The organism is Streptomyces sp. NPDC051219, assembly GCF_040682335.1.
Classification (GTDB): Bacteria; Actinomycetota; Actinomycetes; order Streptomycetales; family Streptomycetaceae; genus Streptomyces.
This window is the reverse complement of sequence record NZ_JBFBAS010000007.1, coordinates 223,954-244,827: the sequence shown is the minus strand read 5'-3', so window position 1 is coordinate 244,827 and position 20,874 is coordinate 223,954. Positions and strand designations below refer to the sequence as shown.

27 protein-coding genes are annotated in these 20,874 nt (G+C 68.9%); 10 read left to right on the top strand and 17 right to left on the bottom strand.

Going from position 1 to position 20,874, the window contains the following annotated elements:
• Nucleotides 1-132: 132 nt before the first annotated feature.
• Entirely contained in the window at nt 133-600 is a 468-nt protein-coding gene (locus tag AB0M62_RS11900; protein WP_366074007.1) for an RDD family protein, read from the bottom strand.
• A 210-nt stretch (nt 601-810) separates the two neighbouring features.
• On the opposite strand from AB0M62_RS11900, the gene glnA reads away from it, so the two are divergent.
• Entirely contained in the window at nt 811-2,220 is a 1,410-nt protein-coding gene (glnA, locus tag AB0M62_RS11895) for a type I glutamate--ammonia ligase (protein WP_366074006.1), read from the top strand.
• Nucleotides 2,221-2,241: 21 nt separating this feature from the next.
• Here glnA and AB0M62_RS11890 read toward each other — a convergent pair whose 3' ends face one another.
• Both AB0M62_RS11890 and AB0M62_RS11885 read right to left on the bottom strand, forming a co-directional pair.
• Nucleotides 2,242-3,336, bottom strand: coding sequence for a site-specific integrase (locus tag AB0M62_RS11890; RefSeq protein WP_366074005.1), 1,095 nt, complete (start codon nt 3,334-3,336; stop codon nt 2,242-2,244).
• Complete coding sequence (locus tag AB0M62_RS11885; RefSeq protein ID WP_366074004.1) at nt 3,323-3,847, bottom strand: helix-turn-helix transcriptional regulator; 525 nt, start codon at nt 3,845-3,847, stop codon at nt 3,323-3,325. Before AB0M62_RS11885 ends, AB0M62_RS11890 begins: the two co-directional genes overlap by 14 nt.
• Before the next feature lie 92 nt (nt 3,848-3,939).
• Here AB0M62_RS11885 and AB0M62_RS11880 point away from each other — a divergent pair, with 92 nt between their 5' ends.
• The 7 genes from AB0M62_RS11880 to AB0M62_RS11850 all read left to right on the top strand — a co-directional run bounded on the left by AB0M62_RS11880 (nt 3,940) and on the right by AB0M62_RS11850 (nt 8,569).
• A complete protein-coding gene (locus tag AB0M62_RS11880; RefSeq protein WP_366074003.1) occupies nt 3,940-4,155 on the top strand; it encodes a helix-turn-helix domain-containing protein in 216 nt (71 codons plus the stop codon).
• Nucleotides 4,152-4,400, top strand: coding sequence for a hypothetical protein (locus AB0M62_RS11875; RefSeq protein WP_366074002.1), 249 nt, complete (start codon nt 4,152-4,154; stop codon nt 4,398-4,400). The genes AB0M62_RS11880 and AB0M62_RS11875 overlap by 4 nt, the downstream gene beginning before the upstream one ends.
• Nucleotides 4,397-5,290, top strand: a complete 894-nt coding sequence (locus AB0M62_RS11870; protein WP_366074001.1) for a bifunctional DNA primase/polymerase — start codon at nt 4,397-4,399, stop codon at nt 5,288-5,290. Before AB0M62_RS11875 ends, AB0M62_RS11870 begins: the two co-directional genes overlap by 4 nt.
• On the top strand, nt 5,287-7,134 hold the full coding sequence (locus AB0M62_RS11865) for an ATP-binding protein (protein WP_366074000.1): 1,848 nt from the start codon (nt 5,287-5,289) through the stop codon (nt 7,132-7,134). Before AB0M62_RS11870 ends, AB0M62_RS11865 begins: the two co-directional genes overlap by 4 nt.
• 73 nt (nt 7,135-7,207) lie before the next feature.
• A complete protein-coding gene (locus AB0M62_RS11860; protein WP_366073999.1) occupies nt 7,208-7,447 on the top strand; it encodes a hypothetical protein in 240 nt (79 codons plus the stop codon).
• Entirely contained in the window at nt 7,444-7,734 is a 291-nt protein-coding gene (locus tag AB0M62_RS11855; protein ID WP_366073998.1) for a hypothetical protein, read from the top strand. Before AB0M62_RS11860 ends, AB0M62_RS11855 begins: the two co-directional genes overlap by 4 nt.
• Nucleotides 7,735-7,738: 4 nt before the next feature.
• A complete protein-coding gene (locus AB0M62_RS11850; RefSeq protein ID WP_366073997.1) occupies nt 7,739-8,569 on the top strand; it encodes a hypothetical protein in 831 nt (276 codons plus the stop codon).
• 362 nt (nt 8,570-8,931) lie between these two features.
• Here AB0M62_RS11850 and AB0M62_RS11845 read toward each other — a convergent pair whose 3' ends face one another.
• The 11 genes from AB0M62_RS11845 to AB0M62_RS11795 form a co-directional block, all read right to left on the bottom strand.
• The gene (locus tag AB0M62_RS11845; protein ID WP_366073996.1) at nt 8,932-11,280 is read right to left on the bottom strand and encodes a hypothetical protein; all 2,349 of its coding nucleotides are present in this window, start codon (nt 11,278-11,280) and stop codon (nt 8,932-8,934) included.
• Entirely contained in the window at nt 11,273-11,398 is a 126-nt protein-coding gene (locus AB0M62_RS11840; RefSeq protein ID WP_366073995.1) for a hypothetical protein, read from the bottom strand. Before AB0M62_RS11840 ends, AB0M62_RS11845 begins: the two co-directional genes overlap by 8 nt.
• A 14-nt stretch (nt 11,399-11,412) precedes the next feature.
• Entirely contained in the window at nt 11,413-11,856 is a 444-nt protein-coding gene (locus AB0M62_RS11835) for a hypothetical protein (RefSeq protein WP_366073993.1), read from the bottom strand.
• A gap of 155 nt (nt 11,857-12,011) precedes the next feature.
• Nucleotides 12,012-12,236, bottom strand: a complete 225-nt coding sequence (locus AB0M62_RS11830; RefSeq protein ID WP_366073992.1) for a hypothetical protein — start codon at nt 12,234-12,236, stop codon at nt 12,012-12,014.
• A gap of 150 nt (nt 12,237-12,386) precedes the next feature.
• The gene (locus tag AB0M62_RS11825; protein ID WP_366073991.1) at nt 12,387-14,513 is read right to left on the bottom strand and encodes a cell division protein FtsK; all 2,127 of its coding nucleotides are present in this window, start codon (nt 14,511-14,513) and stop codon (nt 12,387-12,389) included.
• A gap of 83 nt (nt 14,514-14,596) precedes the next feature.
• Nucleotides 14,597-14,767, bottom strand: a complete 171-nt coding sequence (locus AB0M62_RS11820) for a DUF6257 family protein (protein ID WP_366073990.1) — start codon at nt 14,765-14,767, stop codon at nt 14,597-14,599.
• A complete protein-coding gene (locus AB0M62_RS11815; protein WP_366073989.1) occupies nt 14,767-15,078 on the bottom strand; it encodes a hypothetical protein in 312 nt (103 codons plus the stop codon). Before AB0M62_RS11815 ends, AB0M62_RS11820 begins: the two co-directional genes overlap by 1 nt.
• Nucleotides 15,075-15,878, bottom strand: coding sequence for a DUF2637 domain-containing protein (locus AB0M62_RS11810; protein ID WP_366073988.1), 804 nt, complete (start codon nt 15,876-15,878; stop codon nt 15,075-15,077). The genes AB0M62_RS11815 and AB0M62_RS11810 overlap by 4 nt, the downstream gene beginning before the upstream one ends.
• Entirely contained in the window at nt 15,875-16,090 is a 216-nt protein-coding gene (locus AB0M62_RS11805) for a hypothetical protein (RefSeq protein ID WP_366073987.1), read from the bottom strand. The genes AB0M62_RS11810 and AB0M62_RS11805 overlap by 4 nt, the downstream gene beginning before the upstream one ends.
• Before the next feature lie 191 nt (nt 16,091-16,281).
• Nucleotides 16,282-16,650, bottom strand: a complete 369-nt coding sequence (locus AB0M62_RS11800; protein WP_366073986.1) for a hypothetical protein — start codon at nt 16,648-16,650, stop codon at nt 16,282-16,284.
• Complete coding sequence (locus AB0M62_RS11795; RefSeq protein ID WP_366073985.1) at nt 16,647-17,156, bottom strand: hypothetical protein; 510 nt, start codon at nt 17,154-17,156, stop codon at nt 16,647-16,649. Before AB0M62_RS11795 ends, AB0M62_RS11800 begins: the two co-directional genes overlap by 4 nt.
• Nucleotides 17,157-17,356: 200 nt before the next feature.
• Between AB0M62_RS11795 and AB0M62_RS11790 the strand changes: the two genes are divergently transcribed.
• Together AB0M62_RS11790 and AB0M62_RS11785 are read left to right on the top strand one after the other, a co-directional pair.
• Nucleotides 17,357-17,596 carry a hypothetical protein gene (locus AB0M62_RS11790; RefSeq protein ID WP_366073984.1) on the top strand — a complete coding sequence of 80 codons (240 nt, stop codon included), beginning with the start codon at nt 17,357-17,359 and terminating at the stop codon, nt 17,594-17,596.
• Nucleotides 17,597-18,073: 477 nt separating this feature from the next.
• Nucleotides 18,074-18,451 carry a hypothetical protein gene (locus AB0M62_RS11785; protein ID WP_366073983.1) on the top strand — a complete coding sequence of 126 codons (378 nt, stop codon included), beginning with the start codon at nt 18,074-18,076 and terminating at the stop codon, nt 18,449-18,451.
• Nucleotides 18,452-18,566: 115 nt separating this feature from the next.
• Here the strand turns inward: AB0M62_RS11785 and AB0M62_RS11780 are convergent, their stop codons facing one another.
• The 3 genes from AB0M62_RS11780 to AB0M62_RS11770 form a co-directional block, all read right to left on the bottom strand.
• Nucleotides 18,567-18,926, bottom strand: a complete 360-nt coding sequence (locus AB0M62_RS11780; RefSeq protein ID WP_366073982.1) for a metalloregulator ArsR/SmtB family transcription factor — start codon at nt 18,924-18,926, stop codon at nt 18,567-18,569.
• A gap of 298 nt (nt 18,927-19,224) precedes the next feature.
• Nucleotides 19,225-20,337, bottom strand: a complete 1,113-nt coding sequence (pstS, locus tag AB0M62_RS11775; protein WP_366073981.1) for a phosphate ABC transporter substrate-binding protein PstS — start codon at nt 20,335-20,337, stop codon at nt 19,225-19,227.
• Between the two features lie 219 nt (nt 20,338-20,556).
• Nucleotides 20,557-20,835 carry a hypothetical protein gene (locus AB0M62_RS11770; protein WP_366073980.1) on the bottom strand — a complete coding sequence of 93 codons (279 nt, stop codon included), beginning with the start codon at nt 20,833-20,835 and terminating at the stop codon, nt 20,557-20,559.
• Between the last annotated feature and the right edge of the window lie 39 nt (nt 20,836-20,874).

Below are 20,874 nucleotides of genomic sequence, written 5' to 3'. Positions count from 1 at the left end.
CCGCCCCACCCCCCGCTCCCACCCGGGGTCTGGGGGGTGGGGGGCCCCGCCCCCGATCGGTTCCGGGCCACCCCACTCGCATGCGCGAACCCTGTCGTACGACCGCGTCATACGCCAGCCCGTATCGCCGTGCTAGATCCTGACCTGGACGGCCCGCGACAGCCGGTCGTGCAGGCCGCGGCCGTCGCGGTCCCAGACGAGCGCCGGGATCGCGAGGCAGAGCAGCACGCTGCGCAGCAGCACCCGCGGGACCGTGAGCCGGCCGCCGCCCTCGGCGGCGACCCGCAGGCCGAGCAGCCGCTTGCCGGGCGTGAACCCGACCGTTCCCAGGGTGAGGACGCTCAGTACCAGAAAGACGCCGAGTGCCCAGTTTCCGGCCGCGCGCTGGTCACCCGCCGCGAGCAGGCCGTATGCGATCAGCAGGCACAGCACCCAGTCGACGAGGAGGGCGCCGAAGCGCCGGCCCACCGGTGCGAGCGACCCCGGTCCTTCCTTGGGGAGACCGAGCTTCTCGCCCCGGTAGCCGAATTCGGCACCCATCTCCTCGGCCGCCGCGCGGGGCCCGGAGAGCCACGATCCGATTACTTGCCTGTTGTCCACCCGTCCACGGTACTGCGCCCGGTTTGGGACCCCTGCGGGCGGGGCGGCCTGACTCCGTCCTCACACCGGGCCCGGTTAACTTGGGCGAAACAAATGGGTCATGCTGGAGAAATCACGTCTGCCTATCGTCGTGTCCAGCGTGTGCCACCGCACTGGCCGCACAACGAGCTACAACCCCGCCCGTCCCGGGTCGGGAGTAGGAGGAGTTGGATGTTCCAGAACGCCGACGACGCCAAGAAGTACATCGCGGACAACGACGTCAAGATGGTCGACGTCCGATTCTGCGACCTTCCCGGCGTGATGCAGCACTTCACGATCCCTGCGACGGCGTTCGACCCGTCCGAGGAGCTGGCCTTCGACGGCTCGTCGATCCGCGGCTTCCAGGCGATCCACGAGTCCGACATGGCGCTTCGCGCGGACCTGTCGACGGCACGGCTCGACCCGTTCCGCAAGGACAAGACGCTCAACATCAACTTCTTCATCCACGACCCGATCACGGGCGAGCAGTACAGCCGTGACCCGCGCAACATCGCCAAGAAGGCCGAGGCCTACCTCGCCTCAACCGGCATCGCCGACACGGCCTACTTCGGCCCCGAGGCCGAGTTCTACGTCTTCGACAGCGTGCGCTTCCAGACCAGCGCCAACGAGGGCTTCTACCACATCGACTCCGAGGCCGGCGCCTGGAACACGGGCGCGCTCGAGGACAACCGCGGTTACAAGGTCCGCTACAAGGGCGGTTACTTCCCGGCCCCGCCGGTGGACCACTTCGCCGACCTGCGTGCCGAGATCTCCCTGGAGTTGGAGCGGTCCGGCCTCCAGGTCGAGCGCCAGCACCACGAGGTCGGCACGGCCGGCCAGGCGGAGATCAACTACAAGTTCAACACGCTGCTCGCCGCGGCCGACGACCTGATGCTCTTCAAGTACATCGTGAAGAACGTCGCCTGGCGCAACGGCAAGACCGCGACCTTCATGCCGAAGCCGATCTTCGGCGACAACGGCTCGGGCATGCACGTCCACCAGTCGCTGTGGCAGAACGGCGACCCGCTCTTCTACGACGAGCAGGGTTACGCGGGCCTGTCGGACACCGCGCGCTACTACATCGGCGGCATCCTGAAGCACGCCCCGTCGCTGCTGGCCTTCACCAACCCGACGGTGAACTCGTACCACCGCCTGGTCCCCGGCTTCGAGGCCCCGGTCAACCTGGTCTACTCCCAGCGCAACCGGTCCGCCGCGATGCGCATCCCGATCACGGGCTCGAACCCGAAGGCGAAGCGCGTCGAGTTCCGCGCCCCGGACCCGTCCTCGAACCCGTACCTGGCCTTCTCCGCCCTGCTGCTCGCGGGCCTGGACGGCGTCAAGAACAAGATCGAGCCGGCCGAGCCGATCGACAAGGACCTCTACGAGCTGGCCCCCGAGGAGCACGCGGGCGTCCCGCAGGTCCCGACCTCGCTTCCGGCGGTGCTCGAGGCGCTGGAGGCGGACAACGGGTACCTGCAGGCCGGCGGGGTCTTCACCTCCGACCTGATCGAGACGTGGATCGACTATAAGCGGACGGCGGAGATCGCCCCGATCCAGCTGCGGCCGCACCCGCACGAGTTCGAGCTGTACTTTGATATCTAAAGATCAACAGCTCTGTGAGCTTTAGGTTCGCCCTGCGGACCCCTCGCCAGTCCGCGAGGGGTCCGCAGCTTTTTTGATCTTGCCTGCCATGACGGCCCCTACGGCGGTCCGCGTCGTCTCCTCGGAGTCGGGCCAGAGGTGACCGTAAGTGTCCAGCGTCGTCTTTCCCGACGAGTGCCGCAGCCGGTGCTGCACCACCTTCACGTCGGCGCCCGTGCTGATGAGCAGTGAGGCGTAGTAGTGCCGGAGGTCGTGGAATCGGAAGCCCTCGGGCAAGCCGGGGATGTTCCCCCGGACGGCACGTATCTGGCGCTCGATCGCCCACGTACTGACCTGGTCGCCGCTGCCGTGAGCAAAGACGGTGACCGGCTCGCCCTCGATCGGCTTCGGCAACAGGCCCACGAGCTCGTCAGGGATGGGGATGGCCTCGCGACTCATCTCCGTCTTGAGCGGCTCGGCCGGGTACTGCACCGCGGGACGGATCTCCCGTTCCTCGATCGCCACGTCACCCCGGCGCAGCCCGCACACCTCCCCCACCCGCAGGCCGGCGAAGGCCCCCAGCAGCACGGCCAAGCGGTACCGCTCATCGAACGCCTCGTACAGCTGCCACACCTGCTCGGTCGTGGCGACGTAGGGCCGCGGCTTCCCGCCGCCTGGTGACGTGCGACGAGAGCAGGGATTGCGCGTGATCAGGTCGTCGTGCACCGCGTCCGTCATCAGCTGCGACAGACGGTTGTGCAGCGCGTTCACGTAGGACGGCTGTCGGCCCTCCTTCTGCAGCCTGGCCAGCCACGACTTCACCGCGCTCGGCTTGATGGCCTGCAACGGCAAAGGCCCGAATTCCTTACGGATCCGGGCCAGGTGAACCTTCGCCTGCCGCACGGTCGACGCCCGGTTAGTGGCGTAGCCGGCCAGCCATTTGTCACACCACTCATCCACGGTGACCTTCCGCGACTTCGGGTCGACGTAGTTGCCCGTGACCAGGCTCGCCGTCTCCTCATCCAGCCACCGCTGCGCGTCGACCTTTCGGGCGAAGTGGCGGGCATGCTCCCGGCCTGTCGCGTCCCTGTACCGAGCCCGGTACTTGCCGTTCGGGCGCTTCTTAATGCTCGCCATCGGCCTCGCCTGCCTTCTTGCTCTCCGCAGCCTTGACCGCCGCGTCGTACTCCTCCCGCCGGTCTTGCAGCTCTCGCGTGATGCGCGCAGCTTCCTCTCGGGCTGCCTCCAATTCGGCTGTCGCGCTGGCATACGTCCGCTCGCACTCGTCGACCCGCTGCCGAGCCGCAGCCGCAAGGGTGCGCATGTCCGCCAGCAGGGCCGCCGCATTCGCCACGTCGATGTCATCGATCGGCACTGTGAGCAGGTCGACCATCTGTACGCCGAAGACGCGCGCGAGACCCTGCATCTCGTTCACACGGATGGGACGGTCTGCGGCCTCAGTCTTCGCCACGGTGGTCTGCCGCCATGAATGCCCCTGATCCGTCATGCGCGTGGCTAGCTCTCGCTGTGACCACCCGCGGGCAACGCGCAGGGCTGCAACGCGCCGGCCGACGACGTGTTCAGGGGAGCCGAGCGCATCCCAGGCAGAGCGCGGCTCATCTTCCGTTGGCTGCGTTTGATCCTTCACGGGGATAGACGTTACTGCTTGCTGGGGTTGACCACAACAGACCCTTGCTGTAATCCTTCCAGGGATGGCGCTCAATCCCTACGGAGGATCAAATGACGCGCAGTCTCGCCGCGCCCAGCGCAGCGGAGCCCAAGTTCCTAACTACCGATGAAGTCGCCGACCGGTACCGCACGGCCGCCAGCACGGTCCGCTACTGGCGCTACGTGGGCTACGGCCCCCGAGGGCGCAAGGTCGGCCGGCGCGTGCTCTACGACGTAGCCGAGCTCGACCGCTGGGACGCCGACCAGGCGGGAGACGCCGCGGCATGACCGACGACACAAAGAAGGGCCTGCTGGTGACAGGCCCTTCTCAGGAAGTCCTCTTTGCTGCGGGCGGCGAGAACGACCCCAGCGTAACGCGTCCGCTCGTCCTGATCACAAGGGGGCGCGTCGAATTCCTCGCCCACTGCCCCCAGTGCAAGGACTGGCACCGACACGTCCACCTCGGCACGGTCACCGGCCCCTGCGGCACGGAGTACGACCTGCAGCCCCGACGCGCAAAGGGGGCGGCATGAGCTGGCAGAACGCCCTCGACAACGCCCTGCAGGCCGCGGGCCGACACCAGTTCAGCGTCATCCCGCTGTCCCTCACCAAGCTGCCGGCCATCAAGTCCCCGCACGACAAGGGGCACAGCTGCAAGGGCGAGTGCGGCCAACTGGGGCACGGCATCCATGACGCGTCCAACGACCCCGACCGCATCCGCAGCATGTTCGCCGCAGCACCGCGCGCCACCGGCTACGGCATCGCCTGCGGCCGGCTGCCTCACCACCTGATCGGCCTCGACCTCGACCGGAAAAACGGTGTCGACGGGGTGTGGGAGCTGCGGAAGGTGGCGGCCCGCCACGGCATCGCGGTACCCAGGACCGTCATCATCCGCACCCCGTCGGGCGGCTTCCACGCCTGGTGGACCGGGCCGGCCGACGTGAAGGTGCCCAACCGGGCCGGACAGATCGCCCCCGGCATCGACGTCCGCGGCTCGGGCGGTTACCTCGTCGGACCTGGTAGCCGAAGCGTCCGCGGCGTGTACTCCCTCGCGTCCGACCCGGACGAGGTGGTGGTGTCGCCCATCCCTGAGCCGCTGCTGCGCCTGATGACCGCGGAGAAGGAACGGCCGCCGCAGAGCCCGCCGCTGTCGGCCGCCAACCGCTTCCTGACGGGCGGCAGTGGGGGCGCCGCCCTTGTGGGCCTGGTCCGCCTGGTCCTCGACGCACCGGAAGGACAGCGGAACAACCGTCTGTTCTGGTCCGCGTGCAAGGCGTTCGAGCACGCCGCAGCCGGCCGCCTCGACAAGGACGCAGCCGAACGTGCCCTCACCCGCGCAGCCGCCGAACGGGGCCTGCCCGACAAGGAAGCCGAGGCCACCATCAAATCCGCCCGCGGCAAAGTGCTGGGAGCCGCATCATGACCAACGAGCAGAAGACCACCGCCGATCTGGCAAAAGAGATCGTCGAAGACGAGGGCGTATCGACCGAGAAGGGCCGCGGCCCCTCGCAGGCATCCCAGCTCGCCGCCCTGGCGCGCGAACGGTACGACCTGTTCATGTCCGAGGACGGCCGGCCCTACGGCGTGAAAAAGGGCGGCGCCAACACCGTCTACGCACTGCGAGGAAAGGCGGGGCTGCGGTCCCACCTGGCCCGCATGTACACAGACGCCAACGGCGGCTCCGTACCCTCCCAGTCAGCCCTGGCCGACGCCATGACCGTGCTGGAAGGCGTGGCGGCCGACGCCGAGCCGCAGCAACTGCACATCCGGGTCGCGCGCCACGAGGAGCGCATCATCGTGGACCTGGCGACCCCGGAAGGGCGCTGCGTCTCCATCGGGCCGGACGGCTGGCGGCGCGAGGCATCCGCCCCGGTCCTGTTCCGCCGCTCCGGTGCCATGAAGCCGCTGCCGGAACCCATCAGCGACGGCGACGGCCTGGCCAAGCTGCAGGGCCTGCTCAACACCGACACGGAAGGCTTTCAGCTGCTGGTCGCCTGGCTGGTCGCCTGCTTCATCCCAGACCTGCCGCACCCGATCCTCACGTTCCGCGGGGAGCAGGGCACGGGCAAGTCCTACGCCGCGAAGATGGTCATCGGCATCATCGACCCGTCCGGCGCACCGAAGCGGACGGCGCCTCGCGACATCAAGGCGTGGGCCACGCAGGCGTTCAACTCCTGGGCCCTGTGCCTCGACAACGTCTCAATCATCGCCGACTGGCTATCGGACGCTCTGTGCCGGGCTGTGACCGGTGACGGCATCGTGGACCGGGCCCTGTACACCGACGACGACGTGGTGGTGCTGGAGTTCCGGCGCGTACTGGCGATGACCACGATCGACGCCGGCGCCCTCGCGGGGGACCTCGCCGAACGCCTGGTGACCATCGAGCTGCACACGATCCCGGACGCCAGGCGGCGCGAGGAAAGCGAGATGGATGAGGCATACGCCGACGCTCACGCGTCCATCCTGGCCTCGCTGTTCGACCTGCTGGCCAAGGTGCTCAAGGTGCTGCCGGATGTGGTGCTGGCAGAGCGGCCGCGCATGGCCGACTTCGCGCGCATCCTGGCCGCTGTCGACCAGGTGCAGGGCTGGAAGACGCTCGACTCGTACAAGGCCAGTGCCCGTGACGCGGTGGCCGACGTCCTCGACGGCGAGCCGTTCGCTCACGCCGTCTGCACTCTCGTCGACCGCGCCGGGGGGGAGGGGATCACGCTCACCGCCTCGGAGCTCCTGGAGCGCGTGCCCACACCGGACAAGCTGCCGAAGAAGTGGCCCAAGGACGCCACACGCGCCGGCGGGCAGCTCAAGCGCCTCGCCCCCGCTCTGCGCACCATCGGTATCGAGGTGGACGACAGCAAGCGCGGGCCGAAGCCGAAGAAGCAGCGCCTGTACCACCTGACGGCATCAGCAGAGAGAAGGTACGAGACAGCGTCCCCAGCGTCCCCCAACACCCCCCAGACCGCCCCTGACCAGGCAGAACAGGGGGGACGCTGGGAGGGGGACGCTAGCGTCCCCCCTCAGAGCAGGGGGGACGCTGGGACCGCTGAGGGGGACGCTGACCTCTTCACAGCGTCCCCCCTGCATGCAGCCCCTGACCTGCACGAATACGAGCGGGGGGACGCTGGGACCGCTGGGGACGCTGAAATGCACTCACTCTCTGCTCCGGCTGTCGGGGGCGACGTCGGTCCGTGCGTCAGGTGCCGCAAGCCCACCACCCGATACGGCCAGGGCGGCAGCCCCTGGTGCGCCGACTGCCGGGAGGCAGCGTGAGAACCCCCAGGAAACGACTCATGGGCCACTGCCCCACCTGGCAGACCGCCCACGGCGTAGCAGAGGCCACGTCATGAGCGACGACATGTTCCGGATCGCCGACGGGTTCACCGTCGCCGAGATCGAAGCCCTGTGCGCCGCCTACGGCCACACGGTCCGCATCGAGGAGCCCACGCCCGGCGTCGTCCACATCCACTTCGACGACGAGGCGGCCCTGCGCACCCTCGCCGACCACCACAAGGACGGGCCGGCCGTCGCCCACGCCGCCCTTGACCACTACTTCGCCCAGCACCCCGAAGAGGAGACACCGTGACCACCCGCAAGGAAGCCCCGCAGGAGGAGACCCCCGTGAAGTTCGCCACCAACGCCGTCGTGGCCCTCGCCCCCGTCGCCAACTACCTCACCTGGCTCGTCAACACCGGCGAGCAGCACGAGACCTGCCCCGTCGTCGCCTGGGTCGCCATCGTCACCGGCCACGACAAGAACGGCGACGCCGAAACCACCATCGAACCGGCCCTGTTCGTCCGCGACCAGGTCATGACCCTCCCCGAAATCCGCGCCACCTACGGAGCCGACAGCATCATCGTCAGGAACGGATAACACCATGAGCATCAACCAGCAGCCGTCTGCCTCCGGCAGTGAGCGCCGCCTCCCCTCCGTCGGCAACATCGAGATCGACCCGCCGGCCGAGACCGGCGAAGTCCGCAACCTCCCCCGCGGAGCCTGCGCCGCCACCTTCGCCCACGCACCGCACGCGGCCCGCAACGCCCGCACCCTGCGCCCCTGCCACCTCAAGCGCGGACACAGCGGCAAGCACGAGAACGACTCCGGCGTCAGCTGGGAAGACCGCACCACCAGCGGCGCACGCCGCACCATCCGCACCGAGAGGAGCAAGTCCGTGCCCACACCCACCAGCAGCAGCCTCCAGGCCCGCATGAAGCGCGCCGAGAAGGCCATGAACGCCCCCGCCAGCGCCACCCGTAGCACCAGCAGCGCGTACACCCGGCGGACCGTCGACGGCCCCGTACAGCAGGCCAAGCGCGCCGTAGACCTCGCCACGCCCCCGCAGTGGGGATGGTGGCCCAGTCAGCTGCGCGTCGTCCTGGAGAACCTGGAGCGCGACGGCAGCAAGCTCCTGCAGTACGCCGTCGACCACGACCAGACGCCGAGTTCCAACCGCCGGGAGACAGAGCAGCTGCGCTCTCAGCTCCACGAAGCCCGCGGCGTCCTCATGCCCGGCGTCGAGGTCAAGGTCCGGCAGGAGTTCGTCGACAGCCTGCGCAAGGCCATCCGTGCGGTAGCCAAGCCCCTCGAGGAGCAGCAGCGGGACCAGCAGCAGTGGACGGAGAGGCTGGCCGCAGGCAGGCGAGCACTCGACAACCCGGCACCGCCGGCCCCGGCACACCCCTGGTTCGCCGGCAGCAGCGTGGCCTGACGGAGCCAGTACCCGCAGCCCGGCCGAGTGCTCCTCGGCCGGGCCGCAAGGGCACATCACGGCCAGTCACTAGCCAGCCGACCGAGCGAGCGACTTCACACAACGTCAACAAGCGACGCGAAGCAAGCTCGGACAACAGGCTCGGATCACAGCCGAGGGGGAGAGTGGGTCCAAAGTTGGGGGCATAGCGGGCGACCCAAAACGCCCTTCGCTCCCTGTTTTTTGCGCGGCCTAATTCCAAGATGACCAGGTCAGCGAATTAGTGACGCTCTGTAGTCGATCGCTAATCACCCTGAACCCGTTTCGACTGCATTAGCAGCCAGGATCCGACTTGGGGCGATGATCAAGGGTGTGACGGAGCGTCACATGCCGCCGCCAGCGTTCAGAACCGAGACCAGTTGGCCGTTGTACCTGCGGACGCTGCCGTCTGCGCGTCGGTCGACGTAGGCCTGCAGGGTGGGGCCGTCCTGGACGACGAGGGTGACCGGCTGGCCGTGGGAGGAGCTGAGGGCTGCCGCAAGTTGCGCAATGGCTGACCCCATCGCGGCGGCCACCTGGCCCGCGATGTCTACAGGGGCGGCCGCAGGCCGCTGTACGGGCGCTGGGAGGGCTACAGCCTGCCGCCGTGGGGCGGGCTTCGCCGCGAGTGCCGCGCCGGCGTTGAGCGCGTTCAGGCGATCCAGGCCGATCCTCCGGGCAGACGCCGCCCGGATGACGAACTCGCCGTCGGAGAGCATCACCGGGACGCTGTCGGAGGTGCTCGTGCCCGGGCCGCGGACAAGGCCACCGCTCGCGTAGCCGAGTTGGGTGCCGTGCGAGCCTTCCCGCCGGGCCTGCAGGTGGGTGATGACCCAGGTGTGCGCGGTCTTGCCGTCGATGGAGTTCAGCTGCCTTTTGGCGCTGGCGACCTTGTTCTGCAAGTCCGTGATGTTGGCGAGGAGCTTGGCCCGCTTCTCCGGCGGCACGGTCTTGAGCTGGCCCTTGGCCGTGCTGATCTGGCTTTGCCAGTTGCTGATGTTCATCTTCAGCCGGTTCTGCTGCAGCTTGGGCAGGACCGTCTCGGAGAAGTTGTGGGTGCCCTGCTCGGCCTCTGCGAGGCCGCGGAGGAAGCCGCCTTTGAACTTGTCGAACTCGCGGTCTGCGGCCTTCAGCTTGTCGCCTATGCCGGGGATCCAGCCGAACGAGGCGGCCGCCCCGGAGACGATGACGTCCAGGCTGTACAGGATGTTGGTGGCCATGCTCCGGAAGGCGCCCATGAGCTCCGGCAGGTAGGTGACGCCGGTTTCCACCAGGTCGAGAATGCCGTTCGCGCCTATGCGCGCCGCTTCCTGGATGGCGCCCTTGTTCCGCTCGACCGCCTCGGAGAGCCGCTGGAACGGGCCCTTCATCTCGTCGACCTTGCTGCCTGCGGGGATCAGGGACCCGAGGATCGCGCCGGCGGTGTCTTTGATGGTGGGCAGCAGGATGGCGAACAGCTGCGTGGTCGCCTGCACGCCGTATGCCAGATCCTTGAAGATGGGGGCAAGGAACCTGAGCGCTCCGCCTAGCGTGTCAAGGACTGCCGTAGCCCGCTGACCTGCGGAAATAGCGAGCTCGCCGAGGATGGGTCCGAAGGTGCGGGCGGCTTCACCGGCGAACCGGCCGAGGGCGGGCAGGACCGTGTTGAGCATCTGGAAGAAACCGTCCAGGAACTTGGCCGTACCGCCTATGCCCGTCTCCAGGCCCTGGAACATGCCGACCAGGCCTTTGCCCAGCAGGTCCCGGATACCGCCGGACAGCGCTTTGAGGGTGGGTCCGCTGGCCGCGCCGAACGACAGGAAGCCGCGGGCAAGTCCACCGAGGCCGCTGGTCAGATCCTTGACGAACACGCCGCCCAGCTTGAGGACGGTGCTGAAGTCCTTCTGAAAGCCGCTGTCCTTCATGAGCCGGCCGGCCCCGGCCGCGGCGTCCCCGAAGCCCTTGCCCATGACGGTCATCGCGGAGCCGAGCATCTTCACCAGCGGCCCGCTGTCCTTCAGGGCCTTGGTGAAGCCGGGCAGCATCACCTTCTGAATGTCCTTGCCGATCTCCCCGAACCGGCCTTTCAGCCCGACGAGTTCTTTGGTGAACGAGCGCGCCTCGGGGCTGAGTTTCTTCAGCGCTTCCTTGTACTTCTTCTTGTCCTCGCTCGCGAGGGCCGCAGCCTCACCGACGCCCTTGAATCCCAGCTTCAGGGTGCCCATGGCGACACCGGCGCCTGCGGCCATGGGAACGATCGCGCCCAGCGCGGGCAGCAGGGAGAGCCCGGCGATGCCGGCCACGCCCTTCATGGCGCCGCCGAGCCCGCCACCGCCCGTGTCCATGCTGGCCGCTGCTCGGCCCGCGGAGCTGGCGACGTTGTTGAGGGCGTCGGGCAGACCGCGGGTGTCCCCCGCGAGGGCACGCGCCGCCTGCGCCGCCGTCAGGTACCTGCCGCGCAAGTCCCGTAGCCGGCCGTTTGCGTCGACTGTGAACCTGCGTACCGCGTTGGCGCTCTGGTTGGCGCCTGCCGTGACGCCGCGGCCCATCAGCCCGGCATTGGTCGCCAGACGCCGCACGGCGATACTGGAGTTCGTCACCGCGGCGTCGATGCGGCGGTGCAGCCGGTTCGCACTGTCGCCTGCAGTGTTGAGTACGCGGGAGAGCCGGTCGTCGCCGTCGAGGACGAACCGCAGCCGGTTGTTGTCAGCCATCGCTCGCCGCCTCCTCTGTCAGGGCCAGCTGGTTGTCGATCCAGGCGACGAAGTCGTCGAACTCGTCAATCGTCAGCTCGTCGACGTCACGCGGGGTCAGGTGCAGGTAGTGGGCCATGAGCGGCAGGTAGGTCAGCCGCTGCTCGGCGAAGGACTGGTGCCGCTCGCCTCTTTTGGGCCGGGGTTGGCGGCTTCCGCGATGACCTGCGTGGCGTGGTCCTGGTCGAGCGCGGCGTCTTGCAGCTCGGCCATGGCGGCTTCGAGCGCCTCGGGTTCGTCTCGGTAGGCCTCGGTGAGGAATTCGGCGTACCGCTCGACTTCGCGTGGGTCGAGCCGTACTCCGAGCTGGTCCTCGAAGGGGTCGAACTCGCCGTACTTCAGGCCCGGCTGGTCGCGCTTGAGCAGGACCCACGCCACGGCGCGGATGGCGGTGACGTTGCCGTCCTTCAGGCCCTGCCTGACGTCGGGCCAGACCAGGTCTGCGGTGCGTTCGACGATCTGAATTTCGCTGGTGCGCAGGCGGCCGGCGTCGAGCTGCTGCTCCTCGCCGCCTTCCGGCGTGTAGGTGATGATCAACGGGGCTCCTCGTTGAATAGGTCTATGCAGTAGTGCACTATCAGAATAGTGCTATGCACTCATGTCGGGACAGCCTCACAGGGCTCACAGTTGGGACTGGCCCCGGACATGCAGGAAGCCCCCGCAGAGCGTCCCTGCGGGGGCTTCCTGGTGTGCTACTTGGTGCCTGCGGCCCTGGTGCGCGTCCAGGCGTTCCAGGCGCGGCGTCCGATGCGGAGCCGCAGACGCCGGCCGCGGCAGCGCGGGCACGTCTTGGTGGTCTTGAAGCGCTTCACTTTCCCGCTGCCCTCGCACTTGCGGCAGGTGCCGAACGGCTTCAGGGCACACAACGCTGCGTAGTACAGGGCGGCGGCGAGGATCAGTCCGCTAGTGGCGACCATGGCTGTCTCAACTCCCCTTCTGGGGCCGGATACGGGTTCTAGGCGGGCCGTGTGCTAGACGCTAGGTGCCTGCTCACGGCCCGGATTGGGTGCTAGCGGGCCTGCTAGACCTAGCAGGAGCGGGTGCTAGGTCTAGCGGCTCTGCGCGGCTCAGCCGGCGACCCTGTCGGCGTCACGGCGGGTGATGGCCGCGGCGACCTCGGCCCGGGTGATGCCGCGCCGGTTGGCGCCTTCACCGTCGTCGGTCTGGCCCCACACCTGGCCGGTCTTGATGCCCCACGGCTTCAGTGCCGTGGTGACGTTCTCGCCCTTCCAGCCGCCGTACACGTCCGGCCGCAGCTCGGCCAGACGCTGCGCGATCCGCTCGCACCACACGGCCTTCTCGTCCGCGGGCAGCACCTTCAGCACGTCGCCGAGGACGTCCATGCCGGCGGTCTCGGCGGGGCCCTGGCCGATGGCGTGGCCGGTGACGTTGCCGTACTCCTCGCGCAGCTGCCGGGCGCGGGCCGCGACTTGCTCGGCCGCCGGGGCGTCGACGAACGCCGAGGCGACGATGCGCGGGTCGTCGCCCTCGCCGGACATCCAGCAGATACCGCGGTCGGACCGGCTGAACATGGTGGCCCGGATGCCGGCCTTGTAGGCGCCGGTGCCGAGAACCATGTCATTGGCGGTGTGGCCCATGACCTTCAGGCAGAACCGCAGGACCGCGTTGGCGGAGATGCCCGGCGGCAGGGACTTCGCGTCGGGGCGCTGCGTGCCGAACATGGCCACGATGCCGAGGGCCGGGCCGCGTTTGACCAGGTCAGTGCAGATGGACTCGATCTCGGCCCCGTACTTCTCGTCCTCGAACGGCACCTGGCACTCGTCGAACCCGGCGACGATCGGGTGCAGCCCGTACCGCTTGTCGTTGGCCAGGGCGCTGGTCACCTTCGACTCCGGGCAGATGCTGCTCGGCAGCGACTTGATGACCTTGGCCCGGCGCCGCAGCTCGGCCTTCAATTCACGCAGGGCCTGCACGACGTACTCGATGTCCTCGGGGTCCTCGCCCGCCCTGTACCGGTGGCACACCGGCTCGAGGGCCTTGAAGTCGCCGGTGCCCTTGAAGTCGAAGGCGTGCAGCTCGGCCCGCGGATCGAGGGCGGCGATGAGCAGCAGCAGCCGCATCAGGAAGGTTTTCCCCATCCTGGGGATGGAGCCGACGACGACCGAGGCGAACATCAGGGTGACGGCCATCTCGCGCATGCGCTGGTCGTTGCCGAACACGACCGGCCGGAACAGGTCCACGCTGCCATCCTTCAGCAGCGGCCACGCCGGTTTGCTCGTCTCATTCATCGGCCTGTCCCCGACCCACAGGATCAGCCGGCCCTCATGCTCGTCGGGGTCCGGCGCCGGCCAGACGCAGCCGAGCTTGCGGCGCAGGCCCGACGCGAGCGGCTTGCGGGCTTCCATGATGTCCTCGGGCGTCACGCCATACGGCAGGTCCAGGTCGGCCCGGTACCCGGGCCCGTCGCGCACGATCTCCGAGGTGAAGCGCATCCCGTTCATGTCGCCGCCCTTCTTTACCGCGGCGGAGATGCGGGCGTTGCCGATGGCGTCCAGGCCGCGCAGCACGATGGAGCCGGTCAGCTTCTGCACCTCGGTCTTCAGCACCGCCGGGCCGATCACGGGCGCGTCCTTCTCCTGCCCGGCCACACCGAGCAGCAGCACGCCGCCGACCGCGAACGCATACAGGAAGGCCGGGGCGACGACGTACAGCCACAGGCTGAAGCCGAGGCCGAACACGGCGGCCACCAGGGTGACCAGGCCGCGCAGGCGTACCCGGCCGGCCCGCAGCTTCGCCAGCCGCATGTACTCCTCGATGTCCTCGCCGCGGACGGCAGCATCACGCAGCGGCGCGGCCTCGCGGTCCCACACCCACCGGCCGGTCGTGGCGATGAACCTGCATGCCCCGCGCGGCGCCATCCCGGTCAGCCGGGAGGCGTACAGCGGCAGGCGTACCCCGTGGAACAGGGCGGCGTACCCAACGTTCGCACCCGAGTGCCGGGCAGTGGCCAGGAAGTCGGCCCTGTTGCGCATCCAGCCGGCGACGATCGGGCGCCGCTTCTCGCTGGTCACCCCGGGCGCGGGCAGCTGCGGGTTGTCGACCGGTAGGCGCTGCTCCTGGTCGCCGTCGTGGGCGTCCTCGAGTCGGCCGGTCGGCGGCTGCCTGTACATGGGCACGGTCGGCGGCGCGGCTACCGGAGCGCCGTTGACCGGGCGAATCGTGGTGTCCGTCATGATGAAGATTCCTGTCTCTCGCTGAGGGATCGGGAGGCCCGGGGCGGCCGACTTGCTTGCCGGCTGACGGCCGCCCCGTGGCGTTACTTGGTCTTCTTGGCGCGCTTGCGGGCGCCGTCGAGGATGCGGTCGACCTTCTTCTCGAGGTCGCCCATGTAGACGGTCTCGCTGGCCACGGAGCGCTTGCACATGCGGGCCGCGAGCCAGGCGATACGGGCCTTCTCGGCCGCGGTCAGCGGCGAGTCCTGTGCCATCACTTGCCGCCCTTCTGCATGTCCTGCCAGACGGAACGCAGCACCAGCAGGCATACGGTCAGGGCGACCGCGGAGATAGCCACGGCGACCGCGGACACGGCCAGGGAGACCATGAAGATGGACCCGCCGATGCCGATGCCGACCCACTTCGCCGTACCGCCCGAGGACTGCTGTACGGGCGCAGGTGTCTGGTTTCCGGACACCTGCTGGGTGAGCTGCTGGGCCTGGAGGATCGCGGCAATGAGCGCCAGCTGCTCACTGTTCGCTGCCGCGTCGACCGCCTCGCGGGCGGCCTTCTCGATGTCGCTCATGACCGCTCACCCGCAAGCTCGCGGCGCAGGTCGGTCGCCTCCCGGCGGGAGATTCCGAACTCGTCCTGCAGCATCTTGATGGTCGCCCCGCGACCGCTCGTGCTTACCACCTGCTGGTGATAGGTGCGGGCCCGTCGCCGCAGCTCAGCCGGGGTGATGGTGACCACCTCGGTGACCACCTGCCGGGGGGTCTCAGCCGGTACAGCAGCGGTCACCTTGCTGGCCTTGTCGATGGTCAGGAAGTCGTCCCACACCGGGCCCGCAGCGGGCAGCTCGATGACCGGCTGAGGTGGTGAACAATTGACCACCTCAGCGGCAGGTGACTCAAATTGAGTCACGTCCTCGTCGGCCCGCTCAACGGTCACCGGGGCGGTCACCGGGGGCTGCTCGGCGTGACCGGCGATGGCCTGGTGGATCTGCCGCATCAGCGCACCGAACGCCAGCAGCGCGGCCGTGGGCGGCACGGCGGCCACCACGTAGTCGAGCGGGTCAGCAGCCGAGCCGACTCCCGCCACGTTCAGCGCGATCGAGCCGCCCGAGCCGACGACGGTCAGGCCGATCGCCCACAGGTCGACACGGCGGGCCAGTGCCGAGCGCAGCATCAGCAGCTCACCCGCGACGATGAACAGGTCCAGGGTGGCCGGCCATGCCCACGCCCGCACCGGGGCCTGCTCCAGGCCGTGCCCGAGGGCAACCTCAGCCAGGTGCGCATACGACAGCCAGAACGCCGCAACGGTCAGCGCAATGATGACCAGCCCGGCCGCGATGGCCAGCGCACGCGACGGGTCGAAGTTCTTCATCGGCCGCTCTCCTTGTCGAAAGCGGCGAGCAGGTCGCGGAGGACGCAGTCGAGGCCGGTGGCGGCGCGGATCATCTCGTCCCGGTCGTGGATGTTCGCCTGCGCCTTCTCGTCGAGGACCTTGCGGGCTCGTTCGATGGCCCGGGGCAGCGTCAGGACGACCGGGTGCCCGTCCCTCTCCGGGTCGTACAGCGGGTTGTAGGACGTGCCCATCACTCGCCCACCTCTCCGAGGGCTACGCGCGCAGCCAGGTGCGCGGCCAAGTTGACGCCGTGCCTGTCGCCCAGCCGGTTGGCGGCGAGCAGGTCGGCAAGGATCACGTGAATCGGGGGAAGCCGCCGGGGCGACCGAGGAGGCCGCGGTTAACGCGGCCTCCTCGGTCGGCCGGCGCACCAGGGCGACGCTCACCGGGGCGCTCCGTCCAGCTGCAGGAACGGGAGCTCGCGGGCCAGGTGGCGCAGCACCGAGGCGTGCTCGACCAGGGCGGCGGCCACCAGGTCGAGGCCGGCCGCGTCAAACGCGTAATGCTGGTCGAGCTCGACCTCCACCAGCGTCCGCGTGTCGTCGTCGAACGGCCGCTGTACGAGCGAGGCCGCAGCAGTACCCGCGCGGCCGCCCGGTACGGGAACCGAGGCCGGCAGGTCCGCGCCGTAGTGGACGATGGCCGACCGCTCCCATCCCGCCGGGTGCTCACCGCGGCACCACTCGGGCTCGGGGATCGTGACCGGCCCGTGGTCGATGGTCTGCACCGTGACGGTGCGGGGCGTCTTCACGCCCGCGCCTTGTACTCGGCCCGGATGCGGAGCAGCTCGGCGTGCGCGGCGCGCATCGTGGTCACCCGCTCCTCGAGCGCGTCTATGACCGCCTCGAACGAGTCCGGGTCCAGGTCTTCGATCCACGCGTCTTCCATCACCTCGACGCAGGCGTGCGGCAGGCGCTGGCTCAGCTTCCGGTCGAACGGCCGCGTGTTCAGGGTCCAGCCCAGGACCCGAACCTCCTCGGCCTCGCCCGAGTCGTTGACCGGGAGGAACACGGACCGGCTGGTGGCCTGGCACCAGATGTCGTCCGGGTGCGTCGGCGTCTCGATGTCGGTGCTGTGGTCCATGACGCAGCCCTGCATGCAGGTGACCGTCACCAGCTTGCCGTCGACGTTGCTGATGAACGACCAGGTGCGCGGCTTCTCGGTGTCCGGGTGCTGCCTCGCCTGCGTCTGCGGGGACGGCTGCGACGGGATGCCGAGCAGCGGCTGCTTGACGAAGGTCGGTACGGTGTTGGACATGGTTCGGTCCCTCTCATCAGGGTCGATACCTAGGCCTCGGCTCGGTGTGCAACCACCGGCCGGGGCCGTTCCGCGTTCTGCGGTGGCTTGACCCCACCGTAGGGAACATCGTGTTCCATTGTCAACGCGTAGGGCCTGGGCTTTTTGGTGGATCATCGGTAACGTCATGTTCCATGAAACTGGATGGAACACTATGTGCCATGGATAAGCGATCCCTGGAGCACCTGGCCCGACGGTTCAGAGAGTCCGAGGTCAGGACCGAGATCCTGCGACAGGAGCTGGCCGCGGCGATCCGGCAGGCAGACGGCGACGACGTCCCGCAGAAGGACATCTGTGAGGCGACCGGGTACACCCGCCAGCAGGTGCGGCGCATCGTCAAGGCTGAGGCTGCAGACAGTGACGGACCCCAGTCCGCAGACAGTCCGCAGGACAGTCGATAACGACCGTCGCCACCCATCGCCGACCAACGCTAAAACATGCAGGTCAACGCGCTACAGCCCTCCCGTAGCAGGTGACGGAAGGGCTGTACGAGTTCGAGCTGTACTTCGACATCTAGGAACGCCCCGGGCCCAGCGGGATTCCGCTCGCCCGGACCGTCTCGTCGGCCGTCGGCCGTGCTCTTCCCTCACCGGAAAGCACGGCCGGCGGCCGTTTCCGCGACTCGAGGCCTGGAGTCGCGGATCAGTCAGAGCTGCGCGGCATCAAGCGGGCGGGGCATCGACGGCGGTGTTCTGACCGGCAACGATCTTCCAGCCGTCCACCTGCTCGGCGATCACGCAGAGCTCCGTCCCCCACGGGGCCCTCGACGTGGTCGCCAACGCTGTTCGGTGGGCGTTGGCGCCACGTTCCCAGCGATCACATTGCCCTCCACCACGCCGGTCCACCGCGGCCCGAGTCTCCGTCGAAATGGCTCCCAGGTGCGCTTCCGGCCCGGAATGCGGGTCCTGCCCACGGACGGCGGCCACCCCGCGATGGAAGTCTCGTTCCAGGCGGCGGGAACCCTGCTGGACACCGCGGTCAAGGACATGGGGACGTACGAGTCGTTCATGCGGTCCGACGGCACGCTCTTCGGGGACGGCCAGGGGATCGTCATGGCCCAGGACGGAGACACCGTCGCCTGGCACGGTCAGGGCGTCGGGCACTTCACCGACGCCGGCGGAGTGAGCTGGCGCGGTGCCATCTACTACGAGACCGCAGCCGCCAAGTTCGCCAGGCTCGCAGGGACGGCCGCCGTGTTCGAGTACGACACCGACGAAGCAGGAAAGGTCACGTCCAAGATCTACGAGTGGAAGTAGCCCGCGCGTCCGCGGCCTCCGGTCCGATGCCTGGACCGAAGGCCGGATGCTGCGGCCGCTCCGACGACGGCGAGCCGCCGCGGCCACGAGACCTGCCTACGCCCGCGCCTACCGATCAGTCGGCGTACCGGCCCAGGACGTGCCCCATGGCGGCCAGTACGGACGGCTCGACCCGGTAGTACACCCACGTCCCGCGGCGCTCGGAGCTGAGCAGGCCCGCCTCGCGGAGCTTCTTCAGGTGGTGCGACACCGTCGGCTGGGAGACGCCGACGTCCGAGATGTCACAGACGCACGCCTCGCCTCCCTCGTGGGAGGCGACAGCCGAGAACAGGCGCAGCCGCACAGGATCGCCGAGCGCCTTGAACATCGCGGCGGTCCGCTCGGCCTCCTCGGCCGTCAGGGGTCGCTCGGTCAGCGGCGGGCAGCACGGGGACACCTCGGGTTCGAGCAGCGGCAGCACCGGGTTGTTCGACATACGTCTATGTTGACATAGGTCTAATCGGACGGGACCGAGGAGCGCCTGCTCGCCCGCGCTGTGATCTACGCCTCCGGCACCTGGTGCAGCCCCAATCCCAATGGGCGGGGCGGCGACGGTCTGCCCGCGCCTCCCTCGCCGACCTCGCCGGGGACGGCCCGGGCGGCACGCGGTGGGAACAGCCTGCCGCGGGTACGGCGTGAAGCGACGTGGAACAACACCGGGGTCGCGGCGGGGCGTTCGGTGGGGCGTTCAGAGGGGAGACACACCCGCCCAGAGGGGAGACACACCCGCCGCGTCACGCCAGAGTCGGTATGACGTCACGGACCTTGGCGGCGATACCGGCGGGCAGCGGCGCGTAGTGGATCTCGGACAGTGCCTGCTGGCCCTCCGTGCTCGCCGTATACGCGAGGAAGGACTTCAGGGCCGGGAGTGTCTCGGGCTTGTTCCCCCGGTTGCAGACGATTTCGTACGTGACCAGGACGATCGGGTAGGCGCCCTCGGCCTTGGTCGCGTAGTCGAGCTTCAGCGCCAGGTCCCCGTCGGTACCGACCACCTCGGCCGATCCGATGCCGGCCGATGCGGTCTGTACGGTGGCGGCCACCGGTTCGGCGGCGCCCGTGTCGATCCGGACGGTACTGATGTCGCGAGCGGCGGCGAAGGAAAGCTCGACGTAGCCGATTGCGCCGTCGTTGCCCTCCACCTCCGACGCGACTCCGTCCGAACCGCTTGCGGCCTGGCCGCCCTTGCCCTGCCAGGTCTTCTCCTTCGGGTACGGCCACTGCTCCGGCGCCGCACCTGCCAGATAGGCGTTGAGGTTCTGCGTCGTACCGGAGTCGTCCGAGCGGTGCACAGCATGGATGGGAAGGGCGGGCAGCGCGGCGCCCGGGTTGAGCTCCTTGATCGCCGGGTCGTCCCAGCGGGTGATCTCCGAGTCGAAGATCCTTGCCAGCGTCGGAGCGTCGAGTACCAGGTCGTCCACACCGGAGAGGTGGTAACCGATCGCGATGGTGCCCCCGACCATCGGCAGGTCGATGGCACGGCCGCCCGGGCAGACCCGCTTGGACTGGTCGGCCTGGCTCGGCTTCAGCGCACTGTCGGAACCGCCGAACGCCGTTTCGCCCAACAGGAACTGGGCTACGCCCGCCCCGGAGCCCTGGCCCCAGTACGCGATCCGGACGCCCTTGCAAGCCCGTTCGTACTGCTTGATCCACTGCTTCATCGCGTTCTGCTGAGCGGTGGAACCCGAACCGAGCACTTTGCCCTGGGGGGCGCAGTCGATGGCTGAGGCGACGGGCTGCCTGCCCTGGGCGTCACTGTCCGCCGCAGGACCCTCGTCGGCCAACCCGCACGAGGTGAGGAGCAGCATGGCTGCCGTCGCGATCACACCCGACACACGCGAGGCCGGCAAACGGGACCTGTTACTGCGTCGAAGCTGCACCGTCGAGTCTTCCTTCTGAGCGCCTGCGGAGTCGGCCGGCCACAACACCCGGTCCGGGCACAGATACTGGCCGAGCCGGGCACGGTCCCGGCAAACTGCAGACGAACAACAGGCGACGTGCTGCCTCTGTGTGACCCACCGTTCACTGTGGCCCGCCGACCGGCGTACGGGGGCGGGCCACAGCGATGCTCAGCGGCCGTACCGGATCAGGGCACGGACCATCGCGCAGGTGAGGTCGGACGGCGGGTGGATCCCGATCCCGGCCGCCGTGCTCCGGATCTTGCGGTTCGGTGCCATGTCCGGGTGGTAGACGCCGGTGTCGAGCAGGGCTATCGCCAGCCGCATGGCCTTGAGGCGGCGGTTGTGGGTTTCGTACCACGCGCGCGGCCGTCCGGCCGGCAGTGGCTTCTTCTGCGGGGCGTGCGGGGGCTGGTGCTGGGGTTTCGTCGCGAGTGCGGCAGCGGCCATCGGCAGCCTCCTGGGGAGCGGTGTCGGACTCTGTCGAAC

Bases quoted from the DNA above. Each gene is read 5' to 3' on its own strand.
- AB0M62_RS11790 (WP_366073984.1), top strand. From the start codon at position 17,357: ATGGATAAGCGATCCCTGGAGCACCTGGCCCGACGGTTCAGAGAGTCC.
- AB0M62_RS11830 (WP_366073992.1), bottom strand. From the start codon at position 12,236: ATGGTCGCCACTAGCGGACTGATCCTCGCCGCCGCCCTGTACTACGCA.
- AB0M62_RS11850 (WP_366073997.1), top strand. From the start codon at position 7,739: ATGAGCATCAACCAGCAGCCGTCTGCCTCCGGCAGTGAGCGCCGCCTC.
- AB0M62_RS11870 (WP_366074001.1), top strand. From the start codon at position 4,397: ATGAGCTGGCAGAACGCCCTCGACAACGCCCTGCAGGCCGCGGGCCGA.
- AB0M62_RS11810 (WP_366073988.1), bottom strand. From the start codon at position 15,878: ATGAAGAACTTCGACCCGTCGCGTGCGCTGGCCATCGCGGCCGGGCTG.
- AB0M62_RS11780 (WP_366073982.1), bottom strand. From the start codon at position 18,926: ATGTCGAACAACCCGGTGCTGCCGCTGCTCGAACCCGAGGTGTCCCCG.
- AB0M62_RS11825 (WP_366073991.1), bottom strand. From the start codon at position 14,513: ATGACGGACACCACGATTCGCCCGGTCAACGGCGCTCCGGTAGCCGCG.
- AB0M62_RS11795 (WP_366073985.1), bottom strand. From the start codon at position 17,156: ATGTCCAACACCGTACCGACCTTCGTCAAGCAGCCGCTGCTCGGCATC.
- AB0M62_RS11840 (WP_366073995.1), bottom strand. From the start codon at position 11,398: ATGGCCCACTACCTGCACCTGACCCCGCGTGACGTCGACGAGCTGACG.
- AB0M62_RS11890 (WP_366074005.1), bottom strand. From the start codon at position 3,336: ATGGCGAGCATTAAGAAGCGCCCGAACGGCAAGTACCGGGCTCGGTAC.
- AB0M62_RS11865 (WP_366074000.1), top strand. From the start codon at position 5,287: ATGACCAACGAGCAGAAGACCACCGCCGATCTGGCAAAAGAGATCGTC.
- AB0M62_RS11820 (WP_366073990.1), bottom strand. From the start codon at position 14,767: ATGGCACAGGACTCGCCGCTGACCGCGGCCGAGAAGGCCCGTATCGCC.
- AB0M62_RS11860 (WP_366073999.1), top strand. From the start codon at position 7,208: ATGAGCGACGACATGTTCCGGATCGCCGACGGGTTCACCGTCGCCGAG.
- AB0M62_RS11880 (WP_366074003.1), top strand. From the start codon at position 3,940: ATGACGCGCAGTCTCGCCGCGCCCAGCGCAGCGGAGCCCAAGTTCCTA.
- glnA (WP_366074006.1), top strand. From the start codon at position 811: ATGTTCCAGAACGCCGACGACGCCAAGAAGTACATCGCGGACAACGAC.
- AB0M62_RS11845 (WP_366073996.1), bottom strand. From the start codon at position 11,280: ATGGCTGACAACAACCGGCTGCGGTTCGTCCTCGACGGCGACGACCGG.
- AB0M62_RS11805 (WP_366073987.1), bottom strand. From the start codon at position 16,090: ATGGGCACGTCCTACAACCCGCTGTACGACCCGGAGAGGGACGGGCAC.
- AB0M62_RS11815 (WP_366073989.1), bottom strand. From the start codon at position 15,078: ATGAGCGACATCGAGAAGGCCGCCCGCGAGGCGGTCGACGCGGCAGCG.
- AB0M62_RS11770 (WP_366073980.1), bottom strand. From the start codon at position 20,835: ATGGCCGCTGCCGCACTCGCGACGAAACCCCAGCACCAGCCCCCGCAC.
- AB0M62_RS11875 (WP_366074002.1), top strand. From the start codon at position 4,152: ATGACCGACGACACAAAGAAGGGCCTGCTGGTGACAGGCCCTTCTCAG.